The sequence below is a fragment of the Teredinibacter sp. KSP-S5-2 genome, from assembly GCF_032773895.1.
In the GTDB taxonomy this organism is placed as follows: Bacteria; Pseudomonadota; Gammaproteobacteria; order Pseudomonadales; family Cellvibrionaceae.
The window spans coordinates 4,379,336-4,406,047 of sequence record NZ_CP120416.1 but is presented as its reverse complement, the minus strand read 5'-3'; the positions used below and the strand labels follow the sequence as shown (position 1 = coordinate 4,406,047).

Genomic DNA, 26,712 nt, shown 5'->3' with positions numbered 1-26,712 from the left:
GTGCTTGAATATTCCTCGTATTAGCCCAAAATCAGCATGTGGATAACTCCATCGGGGAGTGCTAAACTCCTGCGGTGAAATTTTTGGAGGTTATGAATGGGAACAAGCCTACAGACGGTGCAAGCTCTGGCTCCAGGTCAGAATTTGAACGCTTACATTACGGCGGTCAACAGCTTTTCTGTACTTACTGCTGAAGAAGAAAAGCAGCTTGCAGAGGATCTTTATTACAGAGAGAACCTTGAAGCCGCCCGACGGTTGGTCATGGCGCACCTGCGTTTTGTGGTTCATATTGCAAAATCCTATGCTGGATACGGCTTAAGTCAGGCCGATCTGGTTCAGGAAGGCAATGTTGGATTAATGAAGGCAGTAAAGCGTTTCAACCCTGAAAAGGGCGTTCGACTGGTATCTTTTGCTGTGCACTGGATTAAAGCCGAAATCCATGAATTCATTCTTCGTAATTGGCGCATAGTTAAGATTGCAACCACTAAAGCTCAGCGTAAATTGTTTTTTAATCTTCGCGGGCAAAAGAAAAAGCTTTCATGGTTAACTAACAACGAAGCCAAAGCGATTGCTGAAGACTTGAACGTTGAAGTAAAGCATGTGCATGAAATGGAAGGTCGGTTATCTGCTTTTGATACTGCTTTTGATGCTGGTGCAGATGATGACGATGACACTGCATTTCAGGCGCCTGCAAATTATCTTGAAGATAAACGCTTCGATCCTTCCACATTATTGGAAGATGCTGACTGGAGCGAAAACAGTGTAACAGGCCTGGAATTGGCGTTGGAAGAGCTTGACGATCGAAGCCGGGATATCCTTCAACAGCGATGGTTGAGTGAGGAAAAAGCCACACTGCATGATCTTGCAGCGAAATATGGTGTTTCCGCGGAGCGCATTCGACAGCTTGAAAAGAACGCCATGAAGAAAATGCGTGCGCATATGGAAGCCTAAACGCTTAATTTAAGTCATTACGAAAAGCCGCTTTTACAGCGGCTTTTTTACGTTATAAATCGAGTAAATTAATGGAGAAAAGTAAGTGAGGCATTATATTACGATTGAAGTTAACCTGATTGACCCAGCCTGGGTGCCCGAATACATTGAGGCTGTTACACCTATGGTTGTATCCCATGGTGGTCGTTATCTGACTCGCTCATCCCAGGTGGATGTACTCGAAGGCACTGAGAAGCCTCAATTTCTACTTATCGCCGAATTTCCTTCAAAAGATGCTGCATTGGGTTTCTATAACTGTGAACAGTATCGACCATACAAAGAGAAGCGTTTGGCTGGTGCTCGATGTTCTATGAAGTTGGTCCCGGCGGAAGGGGTTGCGGGTTAATGAGTGCGCCTCAATTTTATTTAGCGATAAGTGCAGCTAGCGGATGTCTGGCCACAATACTCGGTGCTTTTGGTGCCCATGGTTTGAAAGGCAAAATATCTGAGCCTCTATTCCATGCCTATCAGACCGGCATTCAATATCAGTTTTATCATACCTTTGCCCTGGCAATTGTGGCATGTCTTATGTTTCGTTACGGGGCGAGCAAGGCGTTGAGTGCGAGCGCGATGCTTTTTATCGTGGGTATGATTTTGTTTTCTGGAAGTTTGTATGCCCTGGCTTTTGGTGCTCCTAGATGGCTGGGGCCGATAACGCCTGTTGGTGGCCTCTGTTTTATCGGAGCTTGGGCGTGTCTAACTTTTGCAGCATTAAAAATGAACTAAATGAGAGAAGAAGTGAAACCGGAATATAAGAAAAAACCCATTCGTAGTTATGTTATCCGAGCCGGTAGAATGACCGATGGGCAGAGGTCCGCTTTTGATAAATGGTGGCCGCAGTATGGGTTGAGTCTTTTTGACGGCCCAATCGAATTATCAGAGATATTTCCCGAAGGTGGTGAGGTTGTACTTGAAGTGGGTTTTGGCATGGGTGACTCCCTTCTACAAATGACAAAATCCTCACCGGAAACCAATTTTATTGGGATTGAGGTGCACCCCCCTGGGGTTGGTCGTTTAATTAGTTGTGCCGGAAAAGAGGAAGTAAAAAATCTAAAAGTTTATATGGCAGATGCGCTGGATGTACTTGAAGATTGTATACCCCTAAATAGTCTGGATCGATTTCAGCTCTTTTTTCCAGACCCCTGGCATAAAAAAAAGCACAACAAGAGAAGGATTTTACAGCCGGAATTTGTCCAGCTAATTCGGGACAAATTGAAGCCCGGTGGTATTTTTCATATGGCGACAGACTGGGAGGAATATGCAGAATATGCCATGGAGGTCATGTCGACGGCGGATGGATATGAAAATTGTGCTGGGCAGTATTTGTTCTCTGTTAAGCCTGAATATAGACCGAATACCAAATTTGAGGCCCGGGGAGAAAAGCTTGGTCACGGTGTGTGGGACATCGTGTTTCAAAAAAGTTAATGGCATTGTGTTGGCAGGGATGCTGCCGGTGTGTGACCTGCTCATTTTTTTAAGTTAGAACACTCGCGGTTCGATACTATTTAAACTCTAAGAGCTAAATCAATAGTCTGTTTCACCAAATGCGAATGATGTCATGGAATTAAGATGTGTATTTGACGACAATGGGACGTTCCGCGCAAATGTATGCATTGAAATATAATGCGGTATAAGCAAAAGCATTTGCAAGCACGACAACAATACGTAAACGTTCGCGCATAGCTGGATTATTCGGTTTTCAGGTGTTTAGTTTTTAGGATTTGAACAATGGTTACAGCAGAGTCGGTTCAAACTGCAAAGGTCCTCTGGCGTCAGCCTTTGTGGGACTTTTCCTGTTCTCTCTATGAGTCAGAAAAACTCAAGACACTATTGCATCGCCTGCAAGACGAGTATGGGGCGAATATCAATATAATCTTCTGGTGTGTGTGGTTAGAGGTAAATGAGATAGATATCTCGAAAGAAACCATCGATGACGTATTGATTGCGGTAGATTCGGTTTCTCAAACCACGGTATCCAAAGTCAGAGAACTCAGAAATCATATTAAGTCTACAGAGTTGTTTACCCGGGTGCAGACTAAAATGATATGTAAGCATCTTAGTGGTGCAGAATTGTTAATCGAAAAAATTCTTATTCAGAGGTTACAGGATTTAAGCGAGCGCTTTGCTGAGGTTATGCCGGATTCTTTTGATCCAATGAGTTTGGAATTTTATCTGGAGTTTTTGGGAATTCCTGCTTCATATGAGAAGGCAAGAGGGATTGTCAGTTATTGCCAAAAAAATGTGGCTTAACAACAGGGCAGGCTGGGTTACCTTGCGGTATCGGTCGCTCTAATAATGAAAGACGTAAAACGAAAAAACCACCTGAAAGCAGGTGGTTTTTTTATACAAGATCAGAATTAATTGTCGCCAAATAGGCTGCCTGATGAAGGAGAAAAAGGTTTTGGTTCTTCCTCTTTTTTCTCTACCTCAGGTTGTGGTGCCACTGGTGCAGCAGGTTTGTCTTCCACTTCTGGAGTAGCGACCACAGGAGTTGAAGGAGGTACAACTACCGGTGCCTTTTCTTCCACGATAGGGGCAGGTTTTTCTACAGCCACTGGTTCTGGTTTAACAACCGGCTGTTTGCTCTCTGTAACTGCAGGTTTTTCTTCTTTAATAACTGGAGCAGGAGCAGGTTTTTTCTCTACAGGCTTGGATTTGGTAGGTTTAGGAGCCTCTGTTTTTTTAACTTCTGGTTTAGCTACCTCGGCTTTACTCTTCGACGCTGATTTCTTAGCCGTTGCTTTTTTGGCTGCTGGTTTTGCTTTAGCTGTAGCAGCCTTCTTCTTCGCAGGAGCCTTCTTGACGGCCGCCTTTTTTGCAGGCGCCTTTTTATCCTCTGCAGCGGATTTAGCTGAGGCTGCTGCTTTAGCGGTTGATTTTTTTGCTGCTGCTTTTTTTCGTGTTGCTTTTTTCTTGGGAGAAGATTGCTTAACTGCTTTAGTAGCGATTTTAGCGATTGCATCAGCATTAGCCTTAGCTGTTTTTGCTGAAGCTAGCTCAACTTTTGCCTGAGCTAAAGCTTCGGTTGCAGTTTTAACCACGCTGCGTTGCGCTGCGACAGCCTCTTTCGCTTTTGCAACTTTACTCTTCGCTGCTGCGGTTGGTTTAGCTTTAGCCGCTGTTGCTGCTGCTTTGGCTTTTTCGCTTAATTTGGCGAGTTTAGCCTTTTCGCTTACCGCTTTTTTTTGAGCGGCTGATGCAGCTTTTTCGGCATTGGTGACTTTTTTGGTTCGCTCTTTATCAAGTTGCGCAGAGACCTTAGCAATTTGATTTTCGAGATCTACCACAGAATCAATAGTTTTTTTTCTGGCAGCCATGATCTATACCCGGTATGTTTTTATAAGTTGGACAACAATTGATGCAAAAAAATGATAGCTCAGTAAACGCCGACAAGTACGTTTTTTCAGCAAAAGCAATAATACATCTTAAGGCAAAGAGTACAAAGCTTTTGTTAGATAATCTGATCTCAGAATCATGCCTAGATCAAATATAAAAAGGTTTATACGGCAGTTTCTTTACAAATACAGCGGTTAGCCTTGTATTCAGGGGAAAAATGCAAACTTTGTGGAACACCGCGCCTATCTATTGTACTAAGTTTGTATTCATCGCCAAGCATTCTATATACTGGCGCGACGACAATTGGTAGGACCGTATGGGGTCCATAATAAAGGTGCCTTATGAAAAAGCGAATAATGATGATTGGGGTAGCCTCAGCATTAGTTATGTTGACCGGCTGTAAAAAAGATGGGGCGACCGATGCCGCGCCGGCAGATGTAGAGCTTGACTCGCTAGATAAAAAAGTCAGTTACATCTTTGGTTACGATATCGCTCGAAAAACAAAGTCTGTTGGTTTCGAGTTAGACACACAGGCTATGGTTCAGGCGATCCAGGATGCACGTGAAGATAAAGATCCTCGTTTAAGTGATGAGGAAATGCAGGCGACGATGGTTGCTTTCCAAACTGAAAGTCAGGCCAAGCGTCGTGAGCAAATGAAGCAAATGGCGGATGAAAATCTGCAAAAAGGTAAGGATTTCCTTGCGGAAAACGGTAAGCGTGAAGGTGTAACCACAACCGAATCCGGTCTCCAATATGAAGCTTTGACTTCTGGTGATGGGGCATCTCCAACCAAAGACGATAAAGTAAAAGTTCACTATCGTGGAACCTTACTGGATGGCACCGAGTTTGATAGCTCACTTAACCGTGAACCTGCAGTGTTCAAAGTTGCACACTTGATTCCTGGTTGGGTTGAAGCATTACCGCTAATGAAGGTTGGTGATAAGTGGAAGCTATTTATTCCATCTGAGCTTGGTTATGGTGCTGGTGGTACTCAACGTATTCCTCCAAACTCAACTCTGGTTTTTGAAATGGAATTGTTGGATATCGTAAAAGAAGAGCAAAAGCCTGCTGAAGCAGCAAAATAAGATATATTTTCTTCTACTAAAAAGGCCGCTTTTGCGGCCTTTTTTCTATCATTAGTGGGGTGGAATTACTCTGATGGTACGGTTAGATGATGAATGAAACCATTTGATGCCGTGGCGAGAAAATGATTTGGGGTTGACGAAAAGGCGACAGCAATAACCGCCGCAGAAGTCGGTTTCCAGGCATCTCTTTTTGGTAGTTTCCAGCTGGCAATTTTGCGCAAAGTGGCTGTTTCCCAAAGTTCGACAATTTGATCTGGCCGACCTGTTAATAAAAGCTGGTTGTCATTGCTGAAACGTGCGGCTGTGAAATGCAAACCTCTTTTCAAGCGTTCTGCATTTAAGGGGATCTCTCCAATTGCTTCGCCTGTGTCTGTATTCCAAAGCAGAGCTTTATCGTATTTGCTCACGGAAAGGGCCATGCTTCCGTCGTCAGAAATTTCAACAAGTTGAACATCGTCCTCGTGTTTAATTTGAATTAATTGCTTACCTGAAGGTATATCCCAAACTCTTGCGGTAAAGTCTTCGCTACCTGTGAGTGCGAGTTTCCCATCCTGAGATATATCGACACTACGGACGCGGTTGCCGTGTTCAAAACGCCTTTTTATCCCACCGTTACGAATATCAAAAATCACAGCGCTATTGTCGTCCAAGCCGAGCAAGGCAAAGTTTGCGCCGGGACCGAGTTCGATATCGAGGATTTCCCCTGGGGCAGTCCAAAATCGATCACCTTGTCCTGTTGCTGTATTCCAAAGGACGATTGTGTGAGGGTCTGCAGTGACTGCCCATTTGCCGTTAAAGCTAAAATCACAGGCTTGAATAGTGGTTGTTTCTTGGGGGCGATGGTTCCAGTTAAAGTGTCGTTCTTGATCCGCGGTTGTCCACAAACTGCCGCCATGATGTATCGAACCGATTACGGCCATAGAACCGTCCTCGCTGATACTGGACGAGTGAACACCTTTTACCGCCACTTCAAAAGATTGGTTCGGAGAAAGCGATGTGTCACAACCGGATAAGAAAACAGTTGTTACCCCAAAGAAAAGTCGTAGCCATGTTTTATGTATATGCATGTTCATTCTTAATAAACAGTAATGCTAATAGCATAGCACTTGCAGTAGAGTGAGTTGCTATGGGGGAGGTGGAAGCGGGAGAAAACTAGGGGGTTGGGGGAGAGGAAAGAGCCCGGTGTTATCACCGGGCTGATCAGCGTGTTTAGTGTGCTGTTTTAGCTGCATCTAAATGCTTTTTAATTTCTTCGTTATCCGGTTGCTTCTCCAGTGCTTTTTCCAGAATTGGGATCGCTCGATCATTTTGTCCAGACTGGGCTAATATCCATCCGTAGGTATCCAATATATTGGCATCGCCGGGAGCCAATTTGTAAGCCCTTTCAGCAACCGTCAGCGCGCGCGAGTCATTTAACTGCTGGTATATCCATGCAAGATTGTTGAGCATAACGGGCGAATTGGGAGCTGTTACCAGACCCGCTTCTAAATCCGACTGTGCTGCTTTTAGTTGACCTTGCTGAATATATATCGCACTACGCGTGGTTCTCGCTCTTACAGCGTTCGGTAGGGCTTCAACCCAAGTATCAAGGAATTTCTCGGCTTTTTCTTTATGACCTGAAGTACCAAGTAGGTGATAAATTTTAAAGCCAAGTAAATCGGAAGGCTGTTTATCCCAGGCTTTTTCGTAGCTATCTAAAGCGCTGGCAAAATATTTCTGCGCGTTGTTTAAATCGCCTTGAAGATGCAAGCCGAGAATTTCGTTGGTTTCCTTGATTTGTTCGATCACCTGAGCGGCTTGTTCGTATTGCTCTGCTTTGATTTCTGATTCGGCTAACAGAGTCAATAGTAACGGGCTATCAGAATCAAGTTGCAGACCTTTAAGAGCAAATTGCTTTGCGTCTTTATAGTTTTCGGAATCTTTGGCTTGCTTGGCTTTTGCGTACCAAATAGCTGCACTAAGCTTTTGAACTGTTGGGTTGTTTTCACTTATATCATTCGCTTTATCCCGGTAGCTTTCGGCAGCGGTGTAATCGCCTCGTCTTATTGAGTCTAAAGCAACGGCAATGTAGGCGGTTACGTTAGGCGTTTTGGCGTTTTGCTGCTCAATAAAGCTAACTGCACTATCCGATTTGTTCATCGCGTTGGCGGAGCTCAATAATCCCTTATAGCCTTCAATTTTCTCAGGTTGTAGCTCAATCACTTTCTTATAGGAGTCGAAGGCCTCTTGCCACTGTCTCAAGAAATATTGGGATTGAGCAACCTTCAATGCCGCTGCAGAGTTGCTAGGCGCAAGTGCAAGTGCTTGTTGGTAGTGGTTAAGCGCATCTGCGGTTTTTCCCTTGAACTGGGAAAGCTGGCCTGCAAGTAAGTAGCTGGAATATTTTTTGGGGTACTTGCTCAGTACTCGTGTTACGGTAGTTTCAGCCCCCTCACTATTGCCCATCATTAACTGCTGACGTACCAGCGCTTCGTGAATTATGGCGTCATCAGGCACCGCCTTATAGGCACGTTGAATCTCTGCTAAAGCCTTATCTGGCTGGCTTGGCGTTGCGTTGTTGAAGTAATTGGCGAGCACTAAATAAATATGTGTTTTTTCCGGTGCAATCTCCAGCGCTTTACGCAGATAGCCGATGCCCTCTTCTTGTTCTCCACTGCTGAGCTTTGCCAAGCCGTAAAGAGTTAAATTGGAAGGATCCTTGGATGACTGAATACCCGAACCCAAGATTTTTAATACATCTTCCGGTTTGTTCAGGCGCAGACTGGTAAGAGCAACAACCTGTTTTTCCGCGTTAGAGGAGATTTCAGGGTCGATATTCTCGTTGAAGTAGTATTCGGCTTCATCGAGGTCTCCCTGAAAATAATTAATAATTCCCAGCAACTGACCCGCTTTCTCATGTCCGGGAGTTTCTTTTAACAGGGCGATTAATACCGCTTCAGCTTTGTCCAGTTTACCGTCTTTGTAGAGTGTAACGGCTTCGTCATACTGGTTTTTGATGTTTTGTGCCCCGGGATAAGCTTTCGCTATCGAACGGGTATAGATCAACGCATCCGCGCTTCTTCCCAGTCTGGTTAAGACTTCTGCCAACGCGGAGATCACTCTGGCGCGCTTGGGAGTCATGATGTCTGTGGTTGGCATTTGGGTCAGAGCGGCGGTTAGCAATTTTTCACCTTTCTCAAGGTTTTTCTCTTTCAGTGCCAGCTTGGCCTGAAACAGTGTGACATCTGCCTCTCCGCTATTCTCTTCAAGCAAAGAGTCAATCATTTCTTGAGCAGGCCCCTGCTCGTTTTGCATGATGTATATTTCTGCTAGGCGAAGTTTGGGTTCTGCTTTAGAGGGTTCTAATGATCGAGCCTTTTTATAGCGGTTTATCGCTTCACTGAGTTTTCCAAGACCGGCTTCAGCATTGCCCTTAAGAATTTGGTATTGGTAAGGGTTCACGCTTTGTAAAAGCTTGGTATTGCCGCTAAGCATAATGTTGGCAGATTTATATTTACCGCGGGCAATATAGGCTTCTGCCAAAGTAAGAATATAGTCGGAATTTGCTTCGGGGCTAATTTGTTCAAGCTGCATGATGGCAGATTTGTGATTGCCCAATGCAATAAAGCATTTCGCCAGGGCAATATGGCCTTCTGGGGCTTGGGGGCTATTCTTGATTGCATTGCGAGCTTCGATCATTGCAGCGCCGAACTGGCCTTGCTCTAGATAAGAAGCAGATTGCATCAAATGTTTTTCACTGAGTTTTTGCTTGTCTTCTTCTGAGTCGAAGCAGCTGGTAAGCAAAAGTGATAGAAGTATTAGACAAGCAATCTTTAGGGGGTGAAGTGCATTTGAACGAAAAGAGGTTGGGTGAATTATTTTCAATAATGCCATGCTCATATCCCAGGTCTTAAAAGAAAATCTCGCAATTACCTTGTAGTTGGAGTTGGTGGTAACCGCACTGGCCACCGATAATACTACAGCAGTGCAACAATAGTTAGCATAAGTCGGAGAATAGAACGGAGAAAGGTAAGAGGCTGTTTCACAAAGCGGGCTTTGTTTCGTTGGTTTTTACGAAAAATGTACAAATAAAATACGCGAGGCGTGGCTTGAGCGAGAAGGCTCGGTATAGAAATAGCCTCGCGAGAATAGAAAACGGATTAAACGACTTTATCTTTGTTGGCTATGTGCAGAACTTCAATCATGCGATCTTCTGCTTCAAACCGGCTGGCGAGTACTTCGCCCAATTTTGAAAGGTCGACACCAATGGTATCAAGGTCGTCAGTTTCCTGGTACTTGTCGTTAAAATCCAGAATTTCCTCGGTGGTTGAATCAATCGTTTTGAATAACTCTGACGCTTCTTTCAAGCCTTCGGTATCATCAAACTCTCGCCCTTCCTTCACTAACTGGTCATAGACTTCAAAATGTCCGGCAGAGGTGTAATCCACCATGATCTCGCACATGGATTTGAGTTTGGGTGCTCGTTGTTCGTTTTCCTCATCTTCCAGAATCTCTGAAAGAGCACAAAATAACACGAGCATTTGCTGACGCTCTTCCAGCCAGCGGTCGATGATTTCGCTTACTCCACCCCAGCGCTCTTGCGCGGTCTTACAGTTATCTAACATTTATTAACGCCTTAAATCAAACTACTTACTTAGGGCGCAACCGGCAAGGCCACACCGTTCCAAAGAAAGTGGATAAGATAGGCGATCTATATCATCAGGGCAAGCCGCAATTCAGCTCGTCAGCTCTTACTGGTAAACAATTGGAATAGTCCCCATAGGTGTATAAAACATAAACCTATAAAAGCTACGAGGGTCCAGCCGGGGATACTGATGCCAAATAATGTCCAAACGACTTCTGCACAGTTCCCGTCACCGGCAAATAGCACTGAAATAGCATTCCAAAACGGAAGTGTTTCGAACATATAGGTTAAGCTTGGACCGCATGCAGGAGCGAGTTCTTCCGGCAAGCTCTGCAGCCAGAGCTGGCGTATCGCAATGCTTCCACCGCCGGCTGCCAGCAAAACGTTTAGCGCAAACCCAATTTTTAGTAATGAGGTTTTCGGGTTGCTATACCAAAATCCGAATGCAACTAACCCCACGCTAATGACAAAAACCCGTTGAGTTATACATAGAGGGCAGGGTTCAAGCTTGAGAATATGCTGAAAATACATCGCCCCCATCATTAGTCCGATACAACCCAGATAAACGATAAGCAGAATATTGCGTGGTTTGGTTAGAAAAAACATAAGTGGCCTTGTTCAGCAAAGTGTTATTGTGATTGTTAGTTATATCGGTTTATACCTTAAGCGCCAAATAATGCAATTGATCTTGGCGGCTATTTTTGGCTATTTCGAGTTAAGTGACCGTCAAAAGTTCATCACTTTTCGGCTTGTCGTGGCCTAAAGTGACGTTGTAAACGGAATTGTCTAAGCTAAAAGATGCAAAGCGTTAAATCAAATGTGCATATTGAGGTGGTTATGAGAAGAATTGCTCTGCTGGCTGCGGGTATTTTACTGAGTGTGTTTCTGTGGGCAGAGGACGCACCGCCAGAAGAGTCTGACGTCTCTCAAGCTGGAGCTGAAGGAGAGGCTATTCCGGCAACCGCAATTTACATTCCCTTAAAGCCACAGTTTGTTGTTAATTACGGTGGAGCCGGACGTTTACGATACTTAAAAGCAGAAGTGGCAGTGCGTTTGGCTGATGCCGAAACCGCGAATGCTGTTCGTCACCATATGCCGTATATCCGCAATAACCTGGTGATGCTTTTTGCCGGGCAGACTAACGAAACCATTGGTTCGCAAGAGGGCAAGGAAGCTATGCGCAGAGATGCGCTGGAGGAAGTGCGAAAGGTGCTCAAACAGGAAGAAGGTATTGCACCGGAAGCCGTGGTAGGCCTCTATTTCAATACCTTGTTTATTCAAAAATAACTGGACGGTTACAAGAATCAGGTCAGTTGCAGGATTTGTACTGACTGTAGTAATCGTTCAGAAATGCGTCAAAGTCGCCGCTGTTTTTTTCTTCCAGTGCTTGTTGCTCGCAGACCGATTCTGTCGCCATATCTTCGAAGCGAAGAATCGTTTGTTCGTTAAGTGCTGAAGATGTCAGCGCCTCATGATGTTCTCTGGAGTTCTGCAGGGCAAACTCAAGATAGTTTTGATCTCGTGATTCCATTGTGCTGAGCACTCTGGCTGATGGTGTAGTTTCTGGAGCGAGTAGTTTATTTCGCTGAATTTCAACACTTTCCTGGTACAAACTTGTCTTATGGACTGTGTCGAGTAGCTCTGCCACCGGGCGAAGCGTGTCGATAATATTCAGCCCCCAGTCACGCAGTTTTACCGGTTTGTTATCCCTGCCTGTTAATAACAGTTCGGGATCACGTCCCTGGTTTACCACCCGTTTTTGATTGGCTGCGATAACGTCGGATTCTTCTCGGTCACATTCAGGGCTTGCTTGTAGCGCACATGCCACCAGGAAGGTATCCAAAAATCGGACTTGTGTTTCGCTTATCCCCAAAGGAGAAAATGGGTCTACATCAAGGCAGCGCACCTCAATATATTCCACCCCGCGATTTCTCAGCGCTGACAGAGCGGTTTCGCCGTGGTGAGTGGTTCGTTTCGGGCGGATAACGCTGTAGAACTCGTTTTCGATCTGCAGTAGCCCTGTATTGAGTTGTAAGTACTCACCAGCATCGTCTTTTACGCCTATCTTTTCGTAGTCTGCGTGGGGCGTGCTGATTGCGCAGCTGAGCGTTTTCAGATAGGTATCAAGTCGGTTGTAGCATACAAACAGCGCTTCTTGAGCTGAGCTTTGGTAACCGAGGTCTCCCATTCGCAGGGATGTGGCGTAAGGCAGACCAAGGCTTTGTTGCTTGGTGCCAACAAACTCAAGGTGATGCTTTCTACCGTTTACAAAGCTGGGGCACATAACCGGCGATGCGCCAAACAGGTATATAAGTAACCATGCCTGGCGGCGAAAATTGCGAATTAAACCGAAATAGCCTCGATCCCTATAGCTTTGCAGGTCGAGAATGCTGTTTTCCTCATTGTGCAGAAAAGCCCAAAAGGCACTGGGCAAGGAAAAGTTGTAATGTACCCCGGCAACCGTTTGCATAGTTCGCCCATAGCGATTTCCCAGCCCGACTCGGTAGCGGGTTTTCATCAGGCCATTGTTTGAGGTTCCGTACTCTGCCACTGGAATGCTGGCATCGTCTCCTAGCATGCATGGCATGCTGGTAGACCAGAGTAGTTCGTTATCCAGTTGGCCAAGGGTGAATTTTTGTATGGCGGTCAGGTTATCAAACAGATCGTCCATACAATGGCTGGGGGGGGTGATGAACTCAAGCAGTGACTCGCTAAAGTCTGTGGTAATTTGCGGGTGAGTAAGTGCTGACCCCAGTCCGGGGGGGTGGGGGGTTTGTGCAAAATTACCTGCCGGATCAACTCTTAGAGCCTCTCGTTCGGTTCCTCGCATAATGCCGGTAAGCAGCGGCGCATTCTTTTTTTCTAGTAACGCTTTGGATATTTCAAGCTCGGACAAATTGCACCGCCTTTTTAAAAGTTACTGTTTCGGGTCTGCGCTAGCTAACTCGTTATTGGGATGATCGAGGGGTTGTGTTTCAAAAGTATCATCTTCGGTAAAAAGATTTGCTGTGTTTTTCTCGTCAGTGTTCTGAGAATACTGCTCGGCTTCGGCTTCGGCTTCGGCTTCGGCTTCGGCTTCGGCTTCGGCTTCGGCTTCGGCTTCGGCTTCGGCTTCGGCAAATAGATCGCTGTCTGTTTCTGTCGCAGGCTGGGCTTTGGGTCTTGGCAGGTCGATATCAAGCTTCCCCTTGTCCAGTTGGTCGACGGTTACAACCTCAATACGCAAGTATGGATTTTTAACCGTATGCTCCACCTTTTGGTTAATCGCCTCATCTTTAAATTCCGTGCGGAATACCGACCTGGTTTCACCCTCAGCTATCCAGTTTCCTGATTTGTCCAAGTAGGCAGAGTTTTGATTCTTGAGAATGTAAACCTGATTCATTAGTGACTGCTTACCTCAAAAGTTCTCGCAAGTAATTTAGGTGGGGGGTACATATGGCCCTAAATTGGGTCTTATCCCGGATATACAAGCATTGGCGAAACATTTTAGGTTGGAAATGGTGAAACATAAGCATTTTCGCTAAGCAAACAGGCAAAATTCTGTTCATACTGAAGGGGGATTGTGAAAGAATCTAGAATCTACTTGAAGTTCGGAATTGAAGGCATACCAATGTTCCCCACAGGTGTATAAACTGGCATACCGGCATGAAAATACGTTATTGCTAGGATTTAAGAACAAGAATAGAGAGCGGTAGACGTGGAAAAGCTTGAGAGTACATATTCATATACGGCGAAGAGGAGTGAGGATTTATCACTGCATTCCCTAAGGTGTGGCCGTGGTTGATACTCAGTTTTTAAATAATCCCGCGATAGTTCAAGCTCAAGCCCGGTTGATCGGTTTTTTTGAAAAAGTGCGCCAGTGGCCAATTTCTGTATGGAAAACACTGGTCTATGCGGTCGCACTTATATGGGCGGTCCGAAGCCTGGCTGCACTCTTTTGGGTGGTTATGCCTGTTCCTGATGTGGCTGCTCCACCTCGATTGGCCAAGCCTCCAGTATCCCAGCCAACGACCTCCGGGGTAGTGGTGAATCTGGATAGTATTCAAACCGCGAACTTGTTTGGCGATTTGGTGAAGGAACCCGTCATTACGGAAACCAAGCCAAAAGAAGCGCTTCCCGGTATCGAAGATAACGCCCGCACCACTCGGTTAAACCTCAAGTTACAAGGAATTCTGGCCAGCAATGATCCGCAAAAAGCCCATGCGATTATTGCTGATGGCAATACCCAGGCTCTATACAAAGTTGGTGAATCCTTGAAGAACCCCGGTGTTAAATTGGCAAAAGTGATGGAACAGCGGGTGATACTGGACAACAACGGCAGTTATGAATCCCTCTGGCTGTATTCCGAAGAGGATTTCAAGCGTTCCAAAGCGATTTCAAAACGGGAAATTCGGGTTCCCGATCAAACTCAACGTCAACCGACCCCTGAAGTCGTTGCTTCGGCTCAGGCTCCAAAAGGCAGAACTGCGCCCTACGATGCAGATCGAACTATTGTTCGTCAGGTGCCCCCAAGCAAAATGCCAAAGTCCGTTGGTGATGTTGTCCGTTTTAGCATCCACCGTGAGGGTGGAAAAATGGTGGGGTATCGAATCCGTCCCGGCCGGGATAGAGAACTGTTTGAACAGGCCGGTTTAAAAAATAATGACATAGTGACTTCGGTAAATGGCATTTCTATGGATGACCCTAGAAAGCTTCGCGAAGTGTATCAGAACTTGAAGGCAGCTCCTTCCGCACAGTTAGAAGTGTTGCGAGATGGGCAGTCATACTCAATTAATCTTAGTTTGGGCGATGGGTAGTAGCGTGTTTAAGCACTCTTCAATATTTATGGGTTTGATTTTTATGGTGGCTGTCGCTGGCAGCTTACCCTCTAATAACAGCTACGCTGCAGAGCAAACCTGGACGATCAATTTTAAAGATTCAGATATCCAAGAAGTCATCAAGTTTGTCGCCGATGTAACGGGCAAGACAATCATTATCGACCCCAGAGTGAAGGGGCGGGTAAAAGTGATTTCGAACAAGGCGCTGAATGAACATGAACTTTACGAACTGTTCCGCACGGTGCTTGAAGTTCATGATTTCACCGTTGTGGAAGTGGGCGATGTCGTTCGTGTCATTCCACTAAAAGATGCGCGCTCTGCACCCCTTCCTGTTGTTGATAACAAAAGTAAGGAAAAAGCTGAGGGCTATGTGACCCATGTTATTCAGCTAAAAAATATTGCTGCGGCCAAAGTGCTTCCTGTTCTGCGTCCTCTGGTTCCACAGCACTCCCATTTAGCGGCCTACAGCCCAAGTAACGCTATTGTAATTTCCGATACCGCTGAAAACATCGCCCGCATGCAGGAAGTCATCGAGAAAATTGATACTGCGGCATTGCCTGTAACGGAAGTGATCGAATTGAAGTACGCCCATGCGCCAGATGTTGTGCAGATGCTGGACAAGTTGCAGAGTCAGGAAGCCAAAACCGGCCCAGAGGGCAGCCGTTTGAAGTTGGTTGCCGATAAACGCAACAACACTATTTTGGTAAGCGGTGAAGATGTTCACCGTGAAAACGTAAAACGCCTGGTTCGCCGCATGGATAAGCCTCAGCGACAAACCGGTAACGTGCGGGTTATTTACCTCGAATACGCCAAAGCGAAAGAAGTGGCCACTGTACTGACTAAAGTCGTACAGAACATGACAAAAATGACCCCAGGGGACGACAAAAACAAACAGGGTGCAACGGTTGAAGCGGACGAAGATACCAACTCTCTGTTAATTACCGCTTCCGGTGAAGTGCTGGACTCCCTGCTAGCTGTTGTTGATCGCTTGGATATTCGTCGGGCACAGGTACTGGTTGAGGCCATTATTGTTGAGCTTACTCTGGGTAAAAATGACGAGCTGGGTATTGAGTGGATGTTCAGCAATTCGAAAGAGGGTGTTTTCGGGTCATCTATTCGAAGTGGTACACCTGGTATAGGGTCTGCCCTGTTGGGTAGTGATACCGATAATGATGATACCGTAGTGGCAGATTTGGCTGCGGGTCTAGTGAAGAAAACTGGTCAAATCTTTGGTGTTGCCGGTACAGCAGGTGATGAGAAATTTATTGCGGTGCTCAATGCGTTAAAGCAAAACGATAAAGCTAACATCCTTTCAACGCCAACGCTCCTGACCATGGATAACCATGAAGCGACCATTTCTGTTGGTCAAAACGTACCTTTTGTAACGGGTAGTTTCTCCAACACTGGTGGCAGTGGAAATGTATCAAACCCCTTCCAGACCATTCAGCGTGAAGATGTGGGTATTACCTTAACCGTGACACCTCATGTTAACGAAGGCGATAAAGTGCTGCTGGATATTGCCCAGGAAGTGTCATCAATTACGCCCAGTGAACAGGCATCGGACATTATCACTAACAAGAAAGACATTAAGACTCAGGTGTTGGCAAGTGATGGTGAAGTGATTGTATTGGGTGGTTTGATTGAAGATAAAGTAACGGAAACTGAAACCAAAGTGCCTATCCTCGGCAGTATTCCTCTGCTGGGTAACCTATTTAAGTCGCAGGGCGCGGCTCATCAAAAGCAAAACCTGATGGTGTTTCTGAAAGCAACCATCATCCGTGATGACGAGACCCTCTACGGAGCAACCGCTGAAAAATACAAACTGATTCGTGACGAGCAGATCGGCCGACGCGAAAAAGGGCTATTCCTGATGAAGGATAGCGTATTGCCGGTATTGCCTGAATTGGATGCAATGCGTCCCCGTGATACAGAAGTCGCGGCTAAAAAGGAAGACAAGAAAGCGGTAACACCACAGGATCTTTACAACAGCGTCAGCGACGGCAGTGAAGAGGAGTAATTCCTGTGACTGAAGAAGCGATTCTTACTCACGTCCGACTGCCATTTTCATTTGCCTCCAATTATGGGGTGTTGGTTGAAGATGGACGGGTGTTGCATAAGGCAGACATCAGCCCGCAAACGCTGCTGGAAGTTCGTCGTTACCTGGGCCGCCCCTTTGCTATGGAGCTTATGGACGCGGATGAGTTTAGTAAAAAGCTTACTCAACTCTATCAAAGCAGTGATGGCGAAGCGCAGCAGGCTGTTGATGAGATGGGGGCTGACCTTGATTTGTCCGCTCTGGTGGATGATATTCCTGAAGACGGTGAATTGCTTTCCGGTGAGGACGATGCGCCGATTATTCGCCTGATTAACGCTGTACTCTCCCAAGCCGTGCAGGAAAAAGCTTCCGATATCCATGTTGAACCCTATGAAGACCGGGTTTCGATTCGTTTCCGTGTTGATGGTGTATTAAACGAAGTCCTGTCTCCCAAACCAATGTTGGCTCCATTACTGGTTTCTCGTTTAAAGGTAATGGCCAAACTGGACATTGCAGAAAAACGTATACCCCAGGATGGTCGTATCACCGTAAAGCTCGCCGGGCACGCGGTGGACATCCGTGTTTCTACCATTCCTTCTGCTCATGGCGAGCGAGTGGTACTTCGTTTGTTGGATCAGGCAGCAGGTGCGTTGAGTCTTTCGCAATTGAACATGCCTGAAATCGTGCAGACGGAGTTTGAGGCTGCTCTGTATAAACCCCATGGCATTATTTTGGTTACCGGCCCAACCGGTTCCGGTAAAACCACATCGCTTTATGCTGGGTTGAGCCACCTTAACTCACGTACGCGAAATATTTTGACCATTGAAGACCCCATCGAATACCTGTTGCCGGGCATTGGCCAGACTCAGGTAAACGCCAAAGTGGATATGAGTTTCGCCCGTGGATTACGGGCAATTCTGCGTCAAGACCCGGACGTGGTGATGGTAGGTGAGATCCGTGACCAGGAAACGGCGGCAATTGCCGTGCAAGCGAGTTTGACTGGTCACTTGGTGATTTCAACGTTGCACACCAATACCGCCATTGGTGCGGTAACCCGATTACACGACATGGGTATTGAGCCCTTCCTGTTGTCTTCCAGTTTGGAAGCCTTAATGGCACAGCGTCTGGTTCGGGTTTTGTGTTCTGAATGTAAAGAACCCCACGAAGCCACGCCATCTGAATGTGCAAGGTTACGTTTGCCCCAGGGGTCGATTGTGTACAAAGGCCGCGGTTGTGAGCGTTGCCATCAATCCGGTTACAAAGGGCGAACAGGTATTTATGAATTAATTGTTGTCGATGATGAAATGCGTCAACTCATTCACGAAGGTGTGGGCGAGCAGGCCATGACAGCACATGCTCGACAACGAGGTCAGGGGATCGATCAGGACGGTCGGGATAAAGTAATAGCCGGTATCACCAGCGTGGAGGAAGTGTTGCGGGTGACTGCGGCATCATAAGCTTATGTTCTGTTTTGCTTTCCCGGATTTTGGTCACAGCTATTGCCTCTTTACTCTAACGACGAAGAGGGATTGCTAATATGCCTGCTTTTACTTATCAAGCCCTGGATGCAAAAGGGAAAAAAGTTAAAGGTGTCATTGAAGGGGATTCGGAAAGACACGTTCGCAATCAGTTAAGAGCGAAGCAGCTTAAACCCCTTACGGTTAAGTCCAGCCATAAAAAAGCGGCCAACGACAACAATAAATCTTCAGGCTTTTCTCTCAATTTTAATTTAGGTGGGCCACGCCTCGGGTATCGGGATATTTCTCTGTTAACCCGCCAGTTGGCATCCTTGATTCAATCAGGCTTGCCCCTTGATGAAGTGTTACAGGCAACGGCCAAGCAAAGCCGTAAACCAGCAGCTAAAACCATCATGTTGCAGGTTCGATCGCGTGTTCTTGAAGGTTTAAGTCTTGCCCAGTCTATGGCTGAGCTGCCCAGGGTATTCGATCATTTATACCGGGCCATGATTCGTGCAGGTGAATCTTCCGGTTACCTTGGTCCGGTATTGGAACAGTTGGCGGATTACACCGAACGGAGCCAGGAAACCAAACAAAAACTGCAAATGGCAATGATCTACCCCATTACCATGCTTGTGGTGAGTATTACTGTCGTTTCGATTTTGATGGTTAAAGTGGTGCCCAAGCTAATGGGGCTGTTTGAAAACAGTAAAACGGAATTGCCGTTCGCGACCAAACTACTGATTGCGATGAGTAACTTTTTGGTCAATTACGGTTTCTTCCTGTTGTTGGGCGTTGTGGGAGTGGCTATTTTTATTAGCTGGTTGTTGAAGTCTGAATCGCGACAAAAAAAATGGCACAAGATGCAGTTAAAGCTTCCCGTTTTTGGCAATTTGATTCTGCAATCTCAATCCGCGCGTTATTCCAGCACACTTGGTTTGTTAACCAATAGTGGTGTGCCTTTGCTTGAAGCACTAAAAATTGCAGCCCAGGTATTGACCAATCGTGTATTGAAAGAAGCCAGTGCGGAAGTGGCGATGTCCGTACAAGAAGGGATGAGCTTAAACAAAGCTCTGGCTCAGGTGGATGTGTTTCCGCCTTTATTAGTTCAGATGGTTGCCAGTGGTGAGGCAAATGGTCAGTTGGCCGAACAGCTTCTGCATGTTTCTAAAAACCAGGAGCGGGAGCTGGAATTTTCAGTCAACACCGCTATGGGGTTATTAGAACCATTTATGGTGCTGTTTATGGGAGGCATGGTGGTCTTTATTGTGATGGCAATTTTGCTACCTATCTTCAAACTCAACCAGATGGTTGGCATGTAATAAATTTAAAAATTGGTGGGAGTCGTTATGAAATCAAGAAAATTACAAAAGGGTTTTAGCCTTATCGAGGTTATGGTGGTGCTGGTAATTATCGGTATGCTTGCCGGTATTATTGGCCCGAACGTGATGAAGGCACTTGGCGGCAGTCAGGAGAAAAAAGTACGCGCAGACTTTGCCAATATCGAAACGGCATTGAAAATGTACAAGTTACATAATTTCCGTTTCCCTACCACCGAACAAGGTTTGGAAGCGTTAGTGAGCAAACCAACTACCTCACCAGAACCCAAAAATTATCAAAGTGGTGGCTACATGCCAAAACTGCCAAAAGATCCTTGGGGTACTGAGTATATGTATGTCAGTCCAGCCGAAGGTAAGCCTTATGAAATCTACACTTTTGGTGCGGATGCTGTACGCGGTGGTGAAGAAGAAAATAAAGATCTCAGTAATTGGGATGATGTGTAATTCATTGTTATGACACTCTCTGCCAAGAGTATTCAATTAATGAACTCGAAAAATCGGGGCTTTACGTTAATTGAAATACTGGTCGTGTTAGTGATTGTGGGCATTGCGGTTGGCGGTGCATCAGCAATGATTAGCGTCGGCGATAGTGAGCAGGAAGTGGCGGAACAGGTTAATGCCTTAACCGCCTATAGTGAACATGCGGCAGAAATGGCCGTTATTACTGGCGAGCCTATAGGTTTGGTTTTAATGCCGCCAAAGTGGCGGCAGGAAGAAATGGAAGAGGCCGAGGAAAAGCGGGAATTTAATCTCGATGATCTGGGCTGGGAATATCGCTGGATGAAAGAAACCGGCGTCGCAGGGGCAAATGGCACTATGCGACGTTGGGTTGACATCGAAGAAATGGAGCCTGTTGTTATGCCGCCGGAAATTGATCTGGCGGTGAGCGTGGAGGAGCGTTTGTTGACCTGGGATTTCCGCCCGGACCAACCAATACCGGTAATTGCGTTTTATCCCGAAGGGGAAGTAACGCCCTTTGAAATTGAATTTACCTACGATAAAGACCCTGAAACAGCGCAACACATCGTGGTCAATATCTGGGGTGAAATAGAGTGGAAGGAAAAAGCTGACGTAAACCGAGATGACGATGACTTCTTCAAGTAAATTAAATCGTTGCGCAAAAATTGAAGGAAAGTCAAAAAGCCTTGGTTTTACATTAGTCGAGGTTATGGTGGCGCTGATGGTGGTCGGAATGGCATTGCCGGCTATCGTAATGCAAATTCAGAGCTCACTCGATTACGCAACGCAAGCCGAAGATAAAACCTTCGCCTACTGGATCGCAGAAAATAAATCCCAGGAAATTATCCTGGCCCATAGGCTGAAGAAAAAACTGCCGCCTAAAAGAGAAAGTGACACCATGGAATTTGGTGGTCGGGAATGGGCCTGGCAAATTGTGTCAAAAAAAGTTGGCGAAAAAGAAACCGCCATGCAGCAGTACGAAATATTTGTTGGTCTGGAAAAAGATGAGTGGTTGGCCAATATTATGGGATATCTGCCGTTATGAAAAAGGCTGTTCGATATCCGAATAAGCAATTGGGTATGACGCTTATCGAAGTGATTGTGGCGGTCAGTATCATGGCTGTTATTGCGGTGACGTCATTTCAGACGTTGACAGTAGCGATTGATGCAAGTGAACTCAGTCGCAATTCAATGAAGAGGTTGGGGCGTATTGACCGAACCTGGCTGTTATTGGAAAAAGATTTAAACCATGCGGTAGGGCACCCTCGCCGAGGAGCATATGGCGATAAAATAAAAGCGTTTGAAGCACCTTTTGAGCGTGAATATATTTTTCAGGTGTTTCGTGCGGGGAGAAGTAACCCGCTTTACCTGCCGCGCACCGAATTAGCTCGCGTGGGTTATCGACTCGAAGACGATGTACTCTGGCGAGATATGTGGGTAGATCCGGGTAATATTGAGGCGGATCCGTCTACATCGCAAAAATTATTGGACAAGGTGGAACAGGTTGAAATTCATATGTTGCCCTGGTCAGCGAATGATCCTTCAATGGAAGGAACGGGATGGTCGGAAAAATGGCCGATCTCACAAGCGGAAGACCTACCCGCAGCCGTGAGAATTCGCATTACGTTAGAAGACCGCGGTGAAATCACGCGGTTATTTCTGATACTGAAAGAAGATTTTTAGTTGCATGAAGAGGCCAAAAAAATGCAACTAAACCGAGTAATAAACAGAAATCAGATGCAGTTACCAACGCAGCAAAAGGGTGTTGCCTTACTAATTGCGTTAATGGTTGCAGCATTAATCTCGGTCATTGCCATCGAGTTAAGTTGGCAGTTTGATTTAAGCATCACTCGCAGTGGAAACCGCTGGCAAGGTATTCAGGCGAATACTTATCTTGATGCTTCGGAAAATCTGGCTGTAAAAGTGCTGACTAATGATTTGAACAATCAAGATAGTAAGAACGACAACCTCGGGGAATTATGGGCGACGCAAAAGCCGCAATTTCCAACAGACCATGGTTATATCGCAGGGTCGTTAGAGGATGCCTCGGCAAGATTTAATTTGAATTCTTTGGGCGGTCAACCACCCAAAGGTGCGGAAAACGCGTTTGACGCAAAAAAATATAATGAACCGCAACGGCGTTTTATCCGATTATTGCAAACGATAGAAAATGAAGAGGGTGTTCCGTTTCTTCAGTTGCAGGAAGCGCAAGCGATTGCCGAGTCGGTCATTGACTGGGTGGATGTGAATACCAGTGAAACCGGTTTTGGTGGCGCGGAAGGCGACTATTACCAACAGCTTAATCCGCCATTTGTTATTGCTAACGATGTAATGAGTAGCGTTAGTGAATTAAGTTTAATAAAAGGCATGACGCCGGAAATATATCGCAGGTTGGTGCCGCTGGTGATCGCATTGCCGGCCAATGTGACTTTAAATGTGAATACTGCGCCGGAAGCGTTACTGCGTACTATTAATTACGAAAATGATTTAATGCCGTTGTCAAAAAGTGATGTACAACGTTTGTTGGCGGATAGGCAAAATAATCCAAGTGGGTTTGATAGCTGTAACGACTTTGTTGCGCAGGGAACAGAAGCTGCGGTGTTATTTCCAGTAACTATAGGTGGCACTGAGCAAAATAGTGGTAACCAGGGCAACACACCAGAACAAGCCAGCGGCGATCAGGGCAACACTCCTGAACAAGGTAGCGCTAACCCAGAGGTCAACCAACAGCAAAATAAAATGGATATGACTGGGTTGGGAACGGCGTCGGATTATTTTATTTTGAGTAGCGAGACGATGGTGGGTGACCATATTCGGACGCGAAAAACATTATTAAAACGAGAAAAGAATACCAGGACGGTACTTCCCGTAAGAAGAACAGATGCTAATTTTTAGGTGCTCATAATGACTATGAGTTGCACGATTTAGGTAGTTGCCATGGCAAATACATTATTTATTCGATCTTTAGAAAATGGCCTTTGGCAGTGGCGCTTTTTATCCGAAAGCGGAGAATGGCTGGGCGAAGACTATAGCGCAGGTGATACTGAATCCCTGCTCAGTAGTTTGCCCGAAGAACGCGTAACTGCAAACTTGATGTTTTGTGGACAGCAAGTTGTATCCTGCCGGGTGCCGTTTGATGAAAAAGAAAAACGTCACATTGCAAAACTGCTTCCCTATGAAATGGAAGAGCGCATCATTGATAATGTCGATGATTTGCATTTTGCCATTGGCGATGTATCGGGTGGTTCCGCCAGTGTCGCCTATGCGCGAATGGAAACGGTTGCACGGGTTATGGAGGAAGTAAATTCACTGCCCTGTGATTTGTACCAGTGTTTACCTGATTACCTGATGTTACAGCGTGAAGCCGGTAGTATTACTATTGTTTATGATGATAATCAGGTGTTTGTTAATCAGGGTGAAGGCATTGGTTTCACCGTTGATGCCGGCTTTGCGCCCGTTGTATTAGGATCAATGGAAAGCAAAGTTAAGGCTGATACCAAACTGGTTTTGGTTGCGGAAGATGACGAACGCCTACAACAACTCCTCACCTGGCTTCCCGATGCGTGGCAACAAGAAGAAGGTGGTTTAGGAATTGATGCGCGTTTTGGCAGTTTGTGGGATGCAATTGATACCAGCTTTCCTGACACCAGTATGTCTTTACGACGGGGTGCCTTTGCTCGTCAGCTACCGATAGCGCGTTGGTGGGAAACCTGGCAAATGCCGGCCTATATCGCGGCGGCGGCTTTTGTGCTCTCTCTTGCGGTTTCTTTCTCCCAATACCTTGGAGCCAAAAGCGAATTTAATAGTATTCGTGAGGAAACCACGAGAATATTTTTGGATGCGGTTCCAAATGGCCGTAAAGGTGACCCGGAAAGAGAATTAAAATCGCGATTAAAATCCGGCGATGGTGGTGGTCAGCCAACAAACATGATGCGACTGCTTTCCGCTTCGGCAAAAGCAGTCAAGCAAGTTCCTGATATTACCTTCTCCAGTTTTCGTTATAACGGAGATAATCGGGAGTTGCAGTTGGACTTTGAAGCAAAAACATTTGCTGATGTGGAAAAGGTCAGAGAGTTAATTGGTCAATCTTCTGTTAATGCAGAATTAATGCGTGTTAACCCCAAAGGCGGTGTTCAGCAGGCTCGATTGAAAATAACGGAGGCTGCACAATGAACGCAATAACTGAATGGTGGGAACAGGCAAGCCCAAGAGACCAGCTGGCTATTTTTGTTTTGTCTATCTGTGCGGCTCTGTATTTCTTATATATGGCGGTATACAGCCCGATCGTGTCGATGAAAGACGAGCAAATAGCCCGTAACCGAACAGCAATGGCGGAGCAGCAGCGCGTTCGGGAGCTGGCAGCAAAAGTTAAAAGTCAGAGCGCTCCTGCCGCTGGTGGTAAATCTATTGTTGAAATCGTCAGTCGATCCATGAGTGCGAATGGCCTTAATCATTCGGGCATGCAGCCTAACGGGACAAGCAATGTTCGTTTGAGAATTGAAAAAGCCCCCTTTAATAAAGTTGTGGCTTGGCTAAACCATTTGGAAACGAATGAAGGCCTGTTAGTGAATGATGCGTCTGTTGCCGCAACATCCGACGCAGGCGTAGTCTCAGTTAATATTCGCTTAAGTCGACCATAATAAAAGGCACGGTATTATGCCCTCAAAACTACTTAAGTTTTTCTTTTTTCTTTTTTTAATCATTTATTTTTTATATTTGATTCTGTCGCGTATTCCTGCCGAATACGCTGCTGTGGCAATTCACAAAGCTGCGCCTAACGTTTGGCTTAATGGTATTACGGGGTCATTTTGGCAAGGCGCAGCTTCGAGCACACAAGTGGATGTTGCCAGAGCAAATATTGCCCTGGGGCAAACTCGATGGAAAATAAATCCCTGGAGCTTATTAATTCTTTCCCCCTGTGTTCAATTTGAAATGATCGCTCCCGGACAAATGATACGGGGTAAAGCCTGTCATAGCCCTTTTATTGGAACACAGATAAAAGGTTTGGAAGTTGAAGCGCCCGTTGCCATTGCGCAAGTGCTTTTACCTATGCGTGTCGACGGTCATGTTTCTGTAAATATCCTGGCGGCAACGGTGAGTGGGCAAACCGTGAAGAAAATGGATGGGCAAGTAAGCTGGCTCGGCGCAAAAGTGCATGACGGTAATGGGATGATCAACCTGGGCTCTTTTGCGGCAAAGCTAAGCCAGGCGAATTCAGGTATTCAAGCCAAACTATTTGAGTTGGACGGTCCAATAGGCGTTGATTTGATGGCTAACTGGGCTGCTGGTCAGGAAAGCTGGAAAATAAACGGAACGGTCTCACCAAAAGAAGGTGCTCCAGAGACAGTAACCCAGGCATTACAGTTGGTAGCGGAAGAAAAAGAACCTGGGAAATTCACACTTATTTGGCCCAATCAATAGTAAAAAATCGGGGTAATCTCCCTGATCCAGGAGGTCTGTTTTTGCGACGTTATATTACGTACTTTATTGGCTTTCTGGGGTTGATGCCCCTTTCATTGATGTGCTTTGCTGAGTGGTATCAGCAAAGTAACGAAATAATGGGCACCGAAGTTTCGGTACAACTCTGGTACGACAATCCCGCCCAGTCCGAGGCGCAACAAAAAAACGCTGCCGATATTGCCATAGGTGAAGTGATGGCGATTATGCGTGGTATTGATCAGCGGTTGTCCCCTTATATTTCTACCAGTGAAGTGTATAAAATCAATGCTGAAGCTGCGCATCAGCCGCAAAAAATATCAAAAGAACTGGTCAAATTAATTGATAAGTCCCTTTATTTCAGTCAGGTAACTCAAGGCGCATTTGATATCACTTTTGCTTCGGTCGGATGGTACTACGATTACCGCGAACAAAAACAACCTGATGAAAAACTACGTCAATCGTTACTGCCCGCAATTAATTACAAATTACTCGATTTAGATCGGGAAAAATCAACGCTCTATTTCCAACATAAAAATGTTCGAATCGATTTGGGTGGCGTTGCCAAAGGTTATGCTGTTGACCTCGCTGCGGAAAAACTGAAAACGCTTGGTATTCACCATGCAAGCATCAGTGCTGGCGGAGATACGCGAATTCTTGGCGACAAACTCGGTCGTCCCTGGGTGGTGGGTATTCGTAACCCAAGGAAACAAGAAGCAGACGCTACGCCGGTTATTTTACTTCCTGTTGTTAATTCTGCTGTCTCCACCTCCGGTGATTACGAACGTTATTTTATCGATGAAAGTGGTGCGCGCGTTCACCACATTATTAACCCCAAAACTGGCACTTCCGCGCGCGAAGTTGTCAGTGTCACCGTAATCGGGCCGTCGGGATTCGATACAGATCCGCTGTCTACCAGTGTTTTTGTTTTAGGTGTCGAGCGAGGTCTTGCGTTAGTCAATCAGATCCCTGGATTTGATTGCGTGATAATTGACCGATTTGGCCAGGTTCATTACAGCAAGGAGCTAATGTCGCCGGAAGATTTAAAAAAAACAACTTCTGGCATAAAAAATGAAAAGGATTCCGGCTAGACATTAATAAGTATTTGTTTAAAAAAGAAAAAATGTGAGCAA

General features: G+C 45.8%; 27 protein-coding genes. 20 read left to right on the top strand and 7 right to left on the bottom strand.

The features are described 5' to 3' along the window. The first annotated feature begins 96 nt into the window (after positions 1-96). The 5 genes from rpoH (at position 97) to P5V12_RS18760 (ending at position 3,240) form a co-directional block, all read left to right on the top strand. Entirely contained in the window at positions 97-951 is an 855-nt protein-coding gene (gene rpoH, locus P5V12_RS18780; RefSeq protein ID WP_316954613.1) for an RNA polymerase sigma factor RpoH, read from the top strand. An 85-nt stretch (positions 952-1,036) separates the two neighbouring features. Then, on the top strand, positions 1,037-1,336 hold the full coding sequence (locus P5V12_RS18775; RefSeq protein ID WP_316954612.1) for a DUF1330 domain-containing protein: 300 nt from the start codon (positions 1,037-1,039) through the stop codon (positions 1,334-1,336). Then, positions 1,336-1,716 carry a DUF423 domain-containing protein gene (locus P5V12_RS18770; protein WP_316954611.1) on the top strand — a complete coding sequence of 127 codons (381 nt, stop codon included), beginning with the start codon at positions 1,336-1,338 and terminating at the stop codon, positions 1,714-1,716. The genes P5V12_RS18775 and P5V12_RS18770 overlap by 1 nt, the downstream gene beginning before the upstream one ends. A 12-nt stretch (positions 1,717-1,728) precedes the next feature. Then, complete coding sequence (trmB, locus tag P5V12_RS18765; RefSeq protein WP_316957449.1) at positions 1,729-2,415, top strand: tRNA (guanosine(46)-N7)-methyltransferase TrmB; 687 nt, start codon at positions 1,729-1,731, stop codon at positions 2,413-2,415. A 303-nt stretch (positions 2,416-2,718) separates the two neighbouring features. Continuing rightward, a complete protein-coding gene (locus tag P5V12_RS18760) occupies positions 2,719-3,240 on the top strand; it encodes a TIGR02444 family protein (protein WP_316954610.1) in 522 nt (173 codons plus the stop codon). A gap of 107 nt (positions 3,241-3,347) precedes the next feature. Here P5V12_RS18760 and P5V12_RS18755 read toward each other — a convergent pair whose 3' ends face one another. Continuing rightward, entirely contained in the window at positions 3,348-4,307 is a 960-nt protein-coding gene (locus tag P5V12_RS18755; protein ID WP_316954609.1) for a histidine kinase, read from the bottom strand. Between the two features lie 360 nt (positions 4,308-4,667). Between P5V12_RS18755 and P5V12_RS18750 the strand changes: the two genes are divergently transcribed. Continuing rightward, the gene (locus tag P5V12_RS18750; RefSeq protein WP_316954608.1) at positions 4,668-5,411 is read left to right on the top strand and encodes an FKBP-type peptidyl-prolyl cis-trans isomerase; all 744 of its coding nucleotides are present in this window, start codon (positions 4,668-4,670) and stop codon (positions 5,409-5,411) included. A gap of 65 nt (positions 5,412-5,476) precedes the next feature. On the opposite strand, the gene P5V12_RS18745 is transcribed toward P5V12_RS18750, so the two are convergent. The 4 genes from P5V12_RS18745 to P5V12_RS18730 all read right to left on the bottom strand — a co-directional run bounded on the left by P5V12_RS18745 (position 5,477) and on the right by P5V12_RS18730 (position 10,641). Beyond that, the gene (locus P5V12_RS18745) at positions 5,477-6,478 is read right to left on the bottom strand and encodes a hypothetical protein (RefSeq protein ID WP_316954607.1); all 1,002 of its coding nucleotides are present in this window, start codon (positions 6,476-6,478) and stop codon (positions 5,477-5,479) included. A gap of 142 nt (positions 6,479-6,620) precedes the next feature. Then, complete coding sequence (locus P5V12_RS18740; protein ID WP_316954606.1) at positions 6,621-9,284, bottom strand: tetratricopeptide repeat protein; 2,664 nt, start codon at positions 9,282-9,284, stop codon at positions 6,621-6,623. Positions 9,285-9,550: 266 nt separating this feature from the next. Beyond that, the gene (gene rsd, locus P5V12_RS18735; RefSeq protein ID WP_316954605.1) at positions 9,551-10,015 is read right to left on the bottom strand and encodes a sigma D regulator; all 465 of its coding nucleotides are present in this window, start codon (positions 10,013-10,015) and stop codon (positions 9,551-9,553) included. A gap of 119 nt (positions 10,016-10,134) precedes the next feature. Beyond that, positions 10,135-10,641, bottom strand: a complete 507-nt coding sequence (locus tag P5V12_RS18730) for a disulfide bond formation protein B (RefSeq protein WP_316954604.1) — start codon at positions 10,639-10,641, stop codon at positions 10,135-10,137. 231 nt (positions 10,642-10,872) lie between these two features. Here P5V12_RS18730 and P5V12_RS18725 point away from each other — a divergent pair, with 231 nt between their 5' ends. Continuing rightward, positions 10,873-11,322, top strand: coding sequence for a flagellar basal body-associated FliL family protein (locus tag P5V12_RS18725; protein WP_316954603.1), 450 nt, complete (start codon positions 10,873-10,875; stop codon positions 11,320-11,322). A gap of 22 nt (positions 11,323-11,344) precedes the next feature. On the opposite strand, the gene gshA is transcribed toward P5V12_RS18725, so the two are convergent. After that, entirely contained in the window at positions 11,345-12,931 is a 1,587-nt protein-coding gene (gshA, locus tag P5V12_RS18720; RefSeq protein WP_316954602.1) for a glutamate--cysteine ligase, read from the bottom strand. 21 nt (positions 12,932-12,952) lie between these two features. Next, the gene (locus tag P5V12_RS18715; RefSeq protein WP_316954601.1) at positions 12,953-13,417 is read right to left on the bottom strand and encodes a hypothetical protein; all 465 of its coding nucleotides are present in this window, start codon (positions 13,415-13,417) and stop codon (positions 12,953-12,955) included. Positions 13,418-13,811: 394 nt separating this feature from the next. Here P5V12_RS18715 and gspC point away from each other — a divergent pair, with 394 nt between their 5' ends. The 13 genes from gspC to P5V12_RS18650 all read left to right on the top strand — a co-directional run bounded on the left by gspC (position 13,812) and on the right by P5V12_RS18650 (position 26,670). Further along, positions 13,812-14,831: a type II secretion system protein GspC gene (gene gspC, locus P5V12_RS18710; RefSeq protein ID WP_316954600.1), complete on the top strand. Its 1,020-nt coding sequence runs from the start codon at positions 13,812-13,814 to the stop codon at positions 14,829-14,831. Further along, positions 14,824-16,869 (top strand): type II secretion system secretin GspD, encoded by a 2,046-nt coding sequence (gene gspD, locus P5V12_RS18705; RefSeq protein WP_410483346.1) that lies wholly within the window; start codon positions 14,824-14,826, stop codon positions 16,867-16,869. Before gspC ends, gspD begins: the two co-directional genes overlap by 8 nt. A gap of 5 nt (positions 16,870-16,874) precedes the next feature. Further along, on the top strand, positions 16,875-18,344 hold the full coding sequence (gene gspE / locus P5V12_RS18700) for a type II secretion system ATPase GspE (RefSeq protein WP_316954598.1): 1,470 nt from the start codon (positions 16,875-16,877) through the stop codon (positions 18,342-18,344). An 80-nt stretch (positions 18,345-18,424) separates the two neighbouring features. Beyond that, positions 18,425-19,666: a type II secretion system inner membrane protein GspF gene (gene gspF / locus P5V12_RS18695; RefSeq protein ID WP_316954597.1), complete on the top strand. Its 1,242-nt coding sequence runs from the start codon at positions 18,425-18,427 to the stop codon at positions 19,664-19,666. Between the two features lie 27 nt (positions 19,667-19,693). Next, entirely contained in the window at positions 19,694-20,128 is a 435-nt protein-coding gene (gene gspG, locus P5V12_RS18690; RefSeq protein WP_316954596.1) for a type II secretion system major pseudopilin GspG, read from the top strand. Between the two features lie 39 nt (positions 20,129-20,167). Next, positions 20,168-20,788, top strand: coding sequence for a Tfp pilus assembly protein FimT/FimU (locus P5V12_RS18685; protein ID WP_316954595.1), 621 nt, complete (start codon positions 20,168-20,170; stop codon positions 20,786-20,788). Continuing rightward, the gene (gene gspI, locus P5V12_RS18680) at positions 20,772-21,188 is read left to right on the top strand and encodes a type II secretion system minor pseudopilin GspI (RefSeq protein ID WP_316954594.1); all 417 of its coding nucleotides are present in this window, start codon (positions 20,772-20,774) and stop codon (positions 21,186-21,188) included. The genes P5V12_RS18685 and gspI overlap by 17 nt, the downstream gene beginning before the upstream one ends. Continuing rightward, positions 21,185-21,826: a type II secretion system minor pseudopilin GspJ gene (gene gspJ / locus P5V12_RS18675; RefSeq protein WP_316954593.1), complete on the top strand. Its 642-nt coding sequence runs from the start codon at positions 21,185-21,187 to the stop codon at positions 21,824-21,826. Before gspI ends, gspJ begins: the two co-directional genes overlap by 4 nt. 21 nt (positions 21,827-21,847) lie before the next feature. Continuing rightward, positions 21,848-23,038: a type II secretion system minor pseudopilin GspK gene (gspK, locus tag P5V12_RS18670; protein ID WP_316954592.1), complete on the top strand. Its 1,191-nt coding sequence runs from the start codon at positions 21,848-21,850 to the stop codon at positions 23,036-23,038. A 42-nt stretch (positions 23,039-23,080) separates the two neighbouring features. After that, entirely contained in the window at positions 23,081-24,316 is a 1,236-nt protein-coding gene (gene gspL, locus P5V12_RS18665) for a type II secretion system protein GspL (RefSeq protein ID WP_316954591.1), read from the top strand. Further along, a complete protein-coding gene (locus P5V12_RS18660) occupies positions 24,313-24,783 on the top strand; it encodes a type II secretion system protein M (protein ID WP_316954590.1) in 471 nt (156 codons plus the stop codon). The genes gspL and P5V12_RS18660 overlap by 4 nt, the downstream gene beginning before the upstream one ends. Before the next feature lie 16 nt (positions 24,784-24,799). Beyond that, entirely contained in the window at positions 24,800-25,564 is a 765-nt protein-coding gene (locus P5V12_RS18655; RefSeq protein ID WP_316954589.1) for a type II secretion system protein N, read from the top strand. An 83-nt stretch (positions 25,565-25,647) separates the two neighbouring features. Beyond that, positions 25,648-26,670: an FAD:protein FMN transferase gene (locus P5V12_RS18650; protein ID WP_316957448.1), complete on the top strand. Its 1,023-nt coding sequence runs from the start codon at positions 25,648-25,650 to the stop codon at positions 26,668-26,670. The last annotated feature ends 42 nt before the right edge of the window (positions 26,671-26,712 follow it).

What these genes read in the sequence shown, in the direction of transcription:
- rpoH (WP_316954613.1), top strand. Translation starts at nt 97, where the DNA reads ATGGGAACAAGCCTACAGACGGTGCAAGCTCTGGCTCCAGGTCAGAAT.
- P5V12_RS18770 (WP_316954611.1), top strand. Translation starts at nt 1,336, where the DNA reads ATGAGTGCGCCTCAATTTTATTTAGCGATAAGTGCAGCTAGCGGATGT.
- P5V12_RS18760 (WP_316954610.1), top strand. Translation starts at nt 2,719, where the DNA reads ATGGTTACAGCAGAGTCGGTTCAAACTGCAAAGGTCCTCTGGCGTCAG.
- P5V12_RS18755 (WP_316954609.1), bottom strand. Translation starts at nt 4,307, where the DNA reads ATGGCTGCCAGAAAAAAAACTATTGATTCTGTGGTAGATCTCGAAAAT.
- P5V12_RS18750 (WP_316954608.1), top strand. Translation starts at nt 4,668, where the DNA reads ATGAAAAAGCGAATAATGATGATTGGGGTAGCCTCAGCATTAGTTATG.
- P5V12_RS18745 (WP_316954607.1), bottom strand. Translation starts at nt 6,478, where the DNA reads ATGCATATACATAAAACATGGCTACGACTTTTCTTTGGGGTAACAACT.
- P5V12_RS18740 (WP_316954606.1), bottom strand. Translation starts at nt 9,284, where the DNA reads ATGGCATTATTGAAAATAATTCACCCAACCTCTTTTCGTTCAAATGCA.
- rsd (WP_316954605.1), bottom strand. Translation starts at nt 10,015, where the DNA reads ATGTTAGATAACTGTAAGACCGCGCAAGAGCGCTGGGGTGGAGTAAGC.
- P5V12_RS18730 (WP_316954604.1), bottom strand. Translation starts at nt 10,641, where the DNA reads ATGTTTTTTCTAACCAAACCACGCAATATTCTGCTTATCGTTTATCTG.
- P5V12_RS18725 (WP_316954603.1), top strand. Translation starts at nt 10,873, where the DNA reads ATGAGAAGAATTGCTCTGCTGGCTGCGGGTATTTTACTGAGTGTGTTT.
- P5V12_RS18715 (WP_316954601.1), bottom strand. Translation starts at nt 13,417, where the DNA reads ATGAATCAGGTTTACATTCTCAAGAATCAAAACTCTGCCTACTTGGAC.
- gspD (WP_410483346.1), top strand. Translation starts at nt 14,824, where the DNA reads ATGGGTAGTAGCGTGTTTAAGCACTCTTCAATATTTATGGGTTTGATT.
- gspF (WP_316954597.1), top strand. Translation starts at nt 18,425, where the DNA reads ATGCCTGCTTTTACTTATCAAGCCCTGGATGCAAAAGGGAAAAAAGTT.
- gspG (WP_316954596.1), top strand. Translation starts at nt 19,694, where the DNA reads ATGAAATCAAGAAAATTACAAAAGGGTTTTAGCCTTATCGAGGTTATG.
- P5V12_RS18685 (WP_316954595.1), top strand. Translation starts at nt 20,168, where the DNA reads ATGAACTCGAAAAATCGGGGCTTTACGTTAATTGAAATACTGGTCGTG.
- gspI (WP_316954594.1), top strand. Translation starts at nt 20,772, where the DNA reads ATGACTTCTTCAAGTAAATTAAATCGTTGCGCAAAAATTGAAGGAAAG.
- gspJ (WP_316954593.1), top strand. Translation starts at nt 21,185, where the DNA reads ATGAAAAAGGCTGTTCGATATCCGAATAAGCAATTGGGTATGACGCTT.
- gspK (WP_316954592.1), top strand. Translation starts at nt 21,848, where the DNA reads ATGCAACTAAACCGAGTAATAAACAGAAATCAGATGCAGTTACCAACG.
- gspL (WP_316954591.1), top strand. Translation starts at nt 23,081, where the DNA reads ATGGCAAATACATTATTTATTCGATCTTTAGAAAATGGCCTTTGGCAG.
- P5V12_RS18660 (WP_316954590.1), top strand. Translation starts at nt 24,313, where the DNA reads ATGAACGCAATAACTGAATGGTGGGAACAGGCAAGCCCAAGAGACCAG.
- P5V12_RS18655 (WP_316954589.1), top strand. Translation starts at nt 24,800, where the DNA reads ATGCCCTCAAAACTACTTAAGTTTTTCTTTTTTCTTTTTTTAATCATT.
- P5V12_RS18650 (WP_316957448.1), top strand. Translation starts at nt 25,648, where the DNA reads ATGCCCCTTTCATTGATGTGCTTTGCTGAGTGGTATCAGCAAAGTAAC.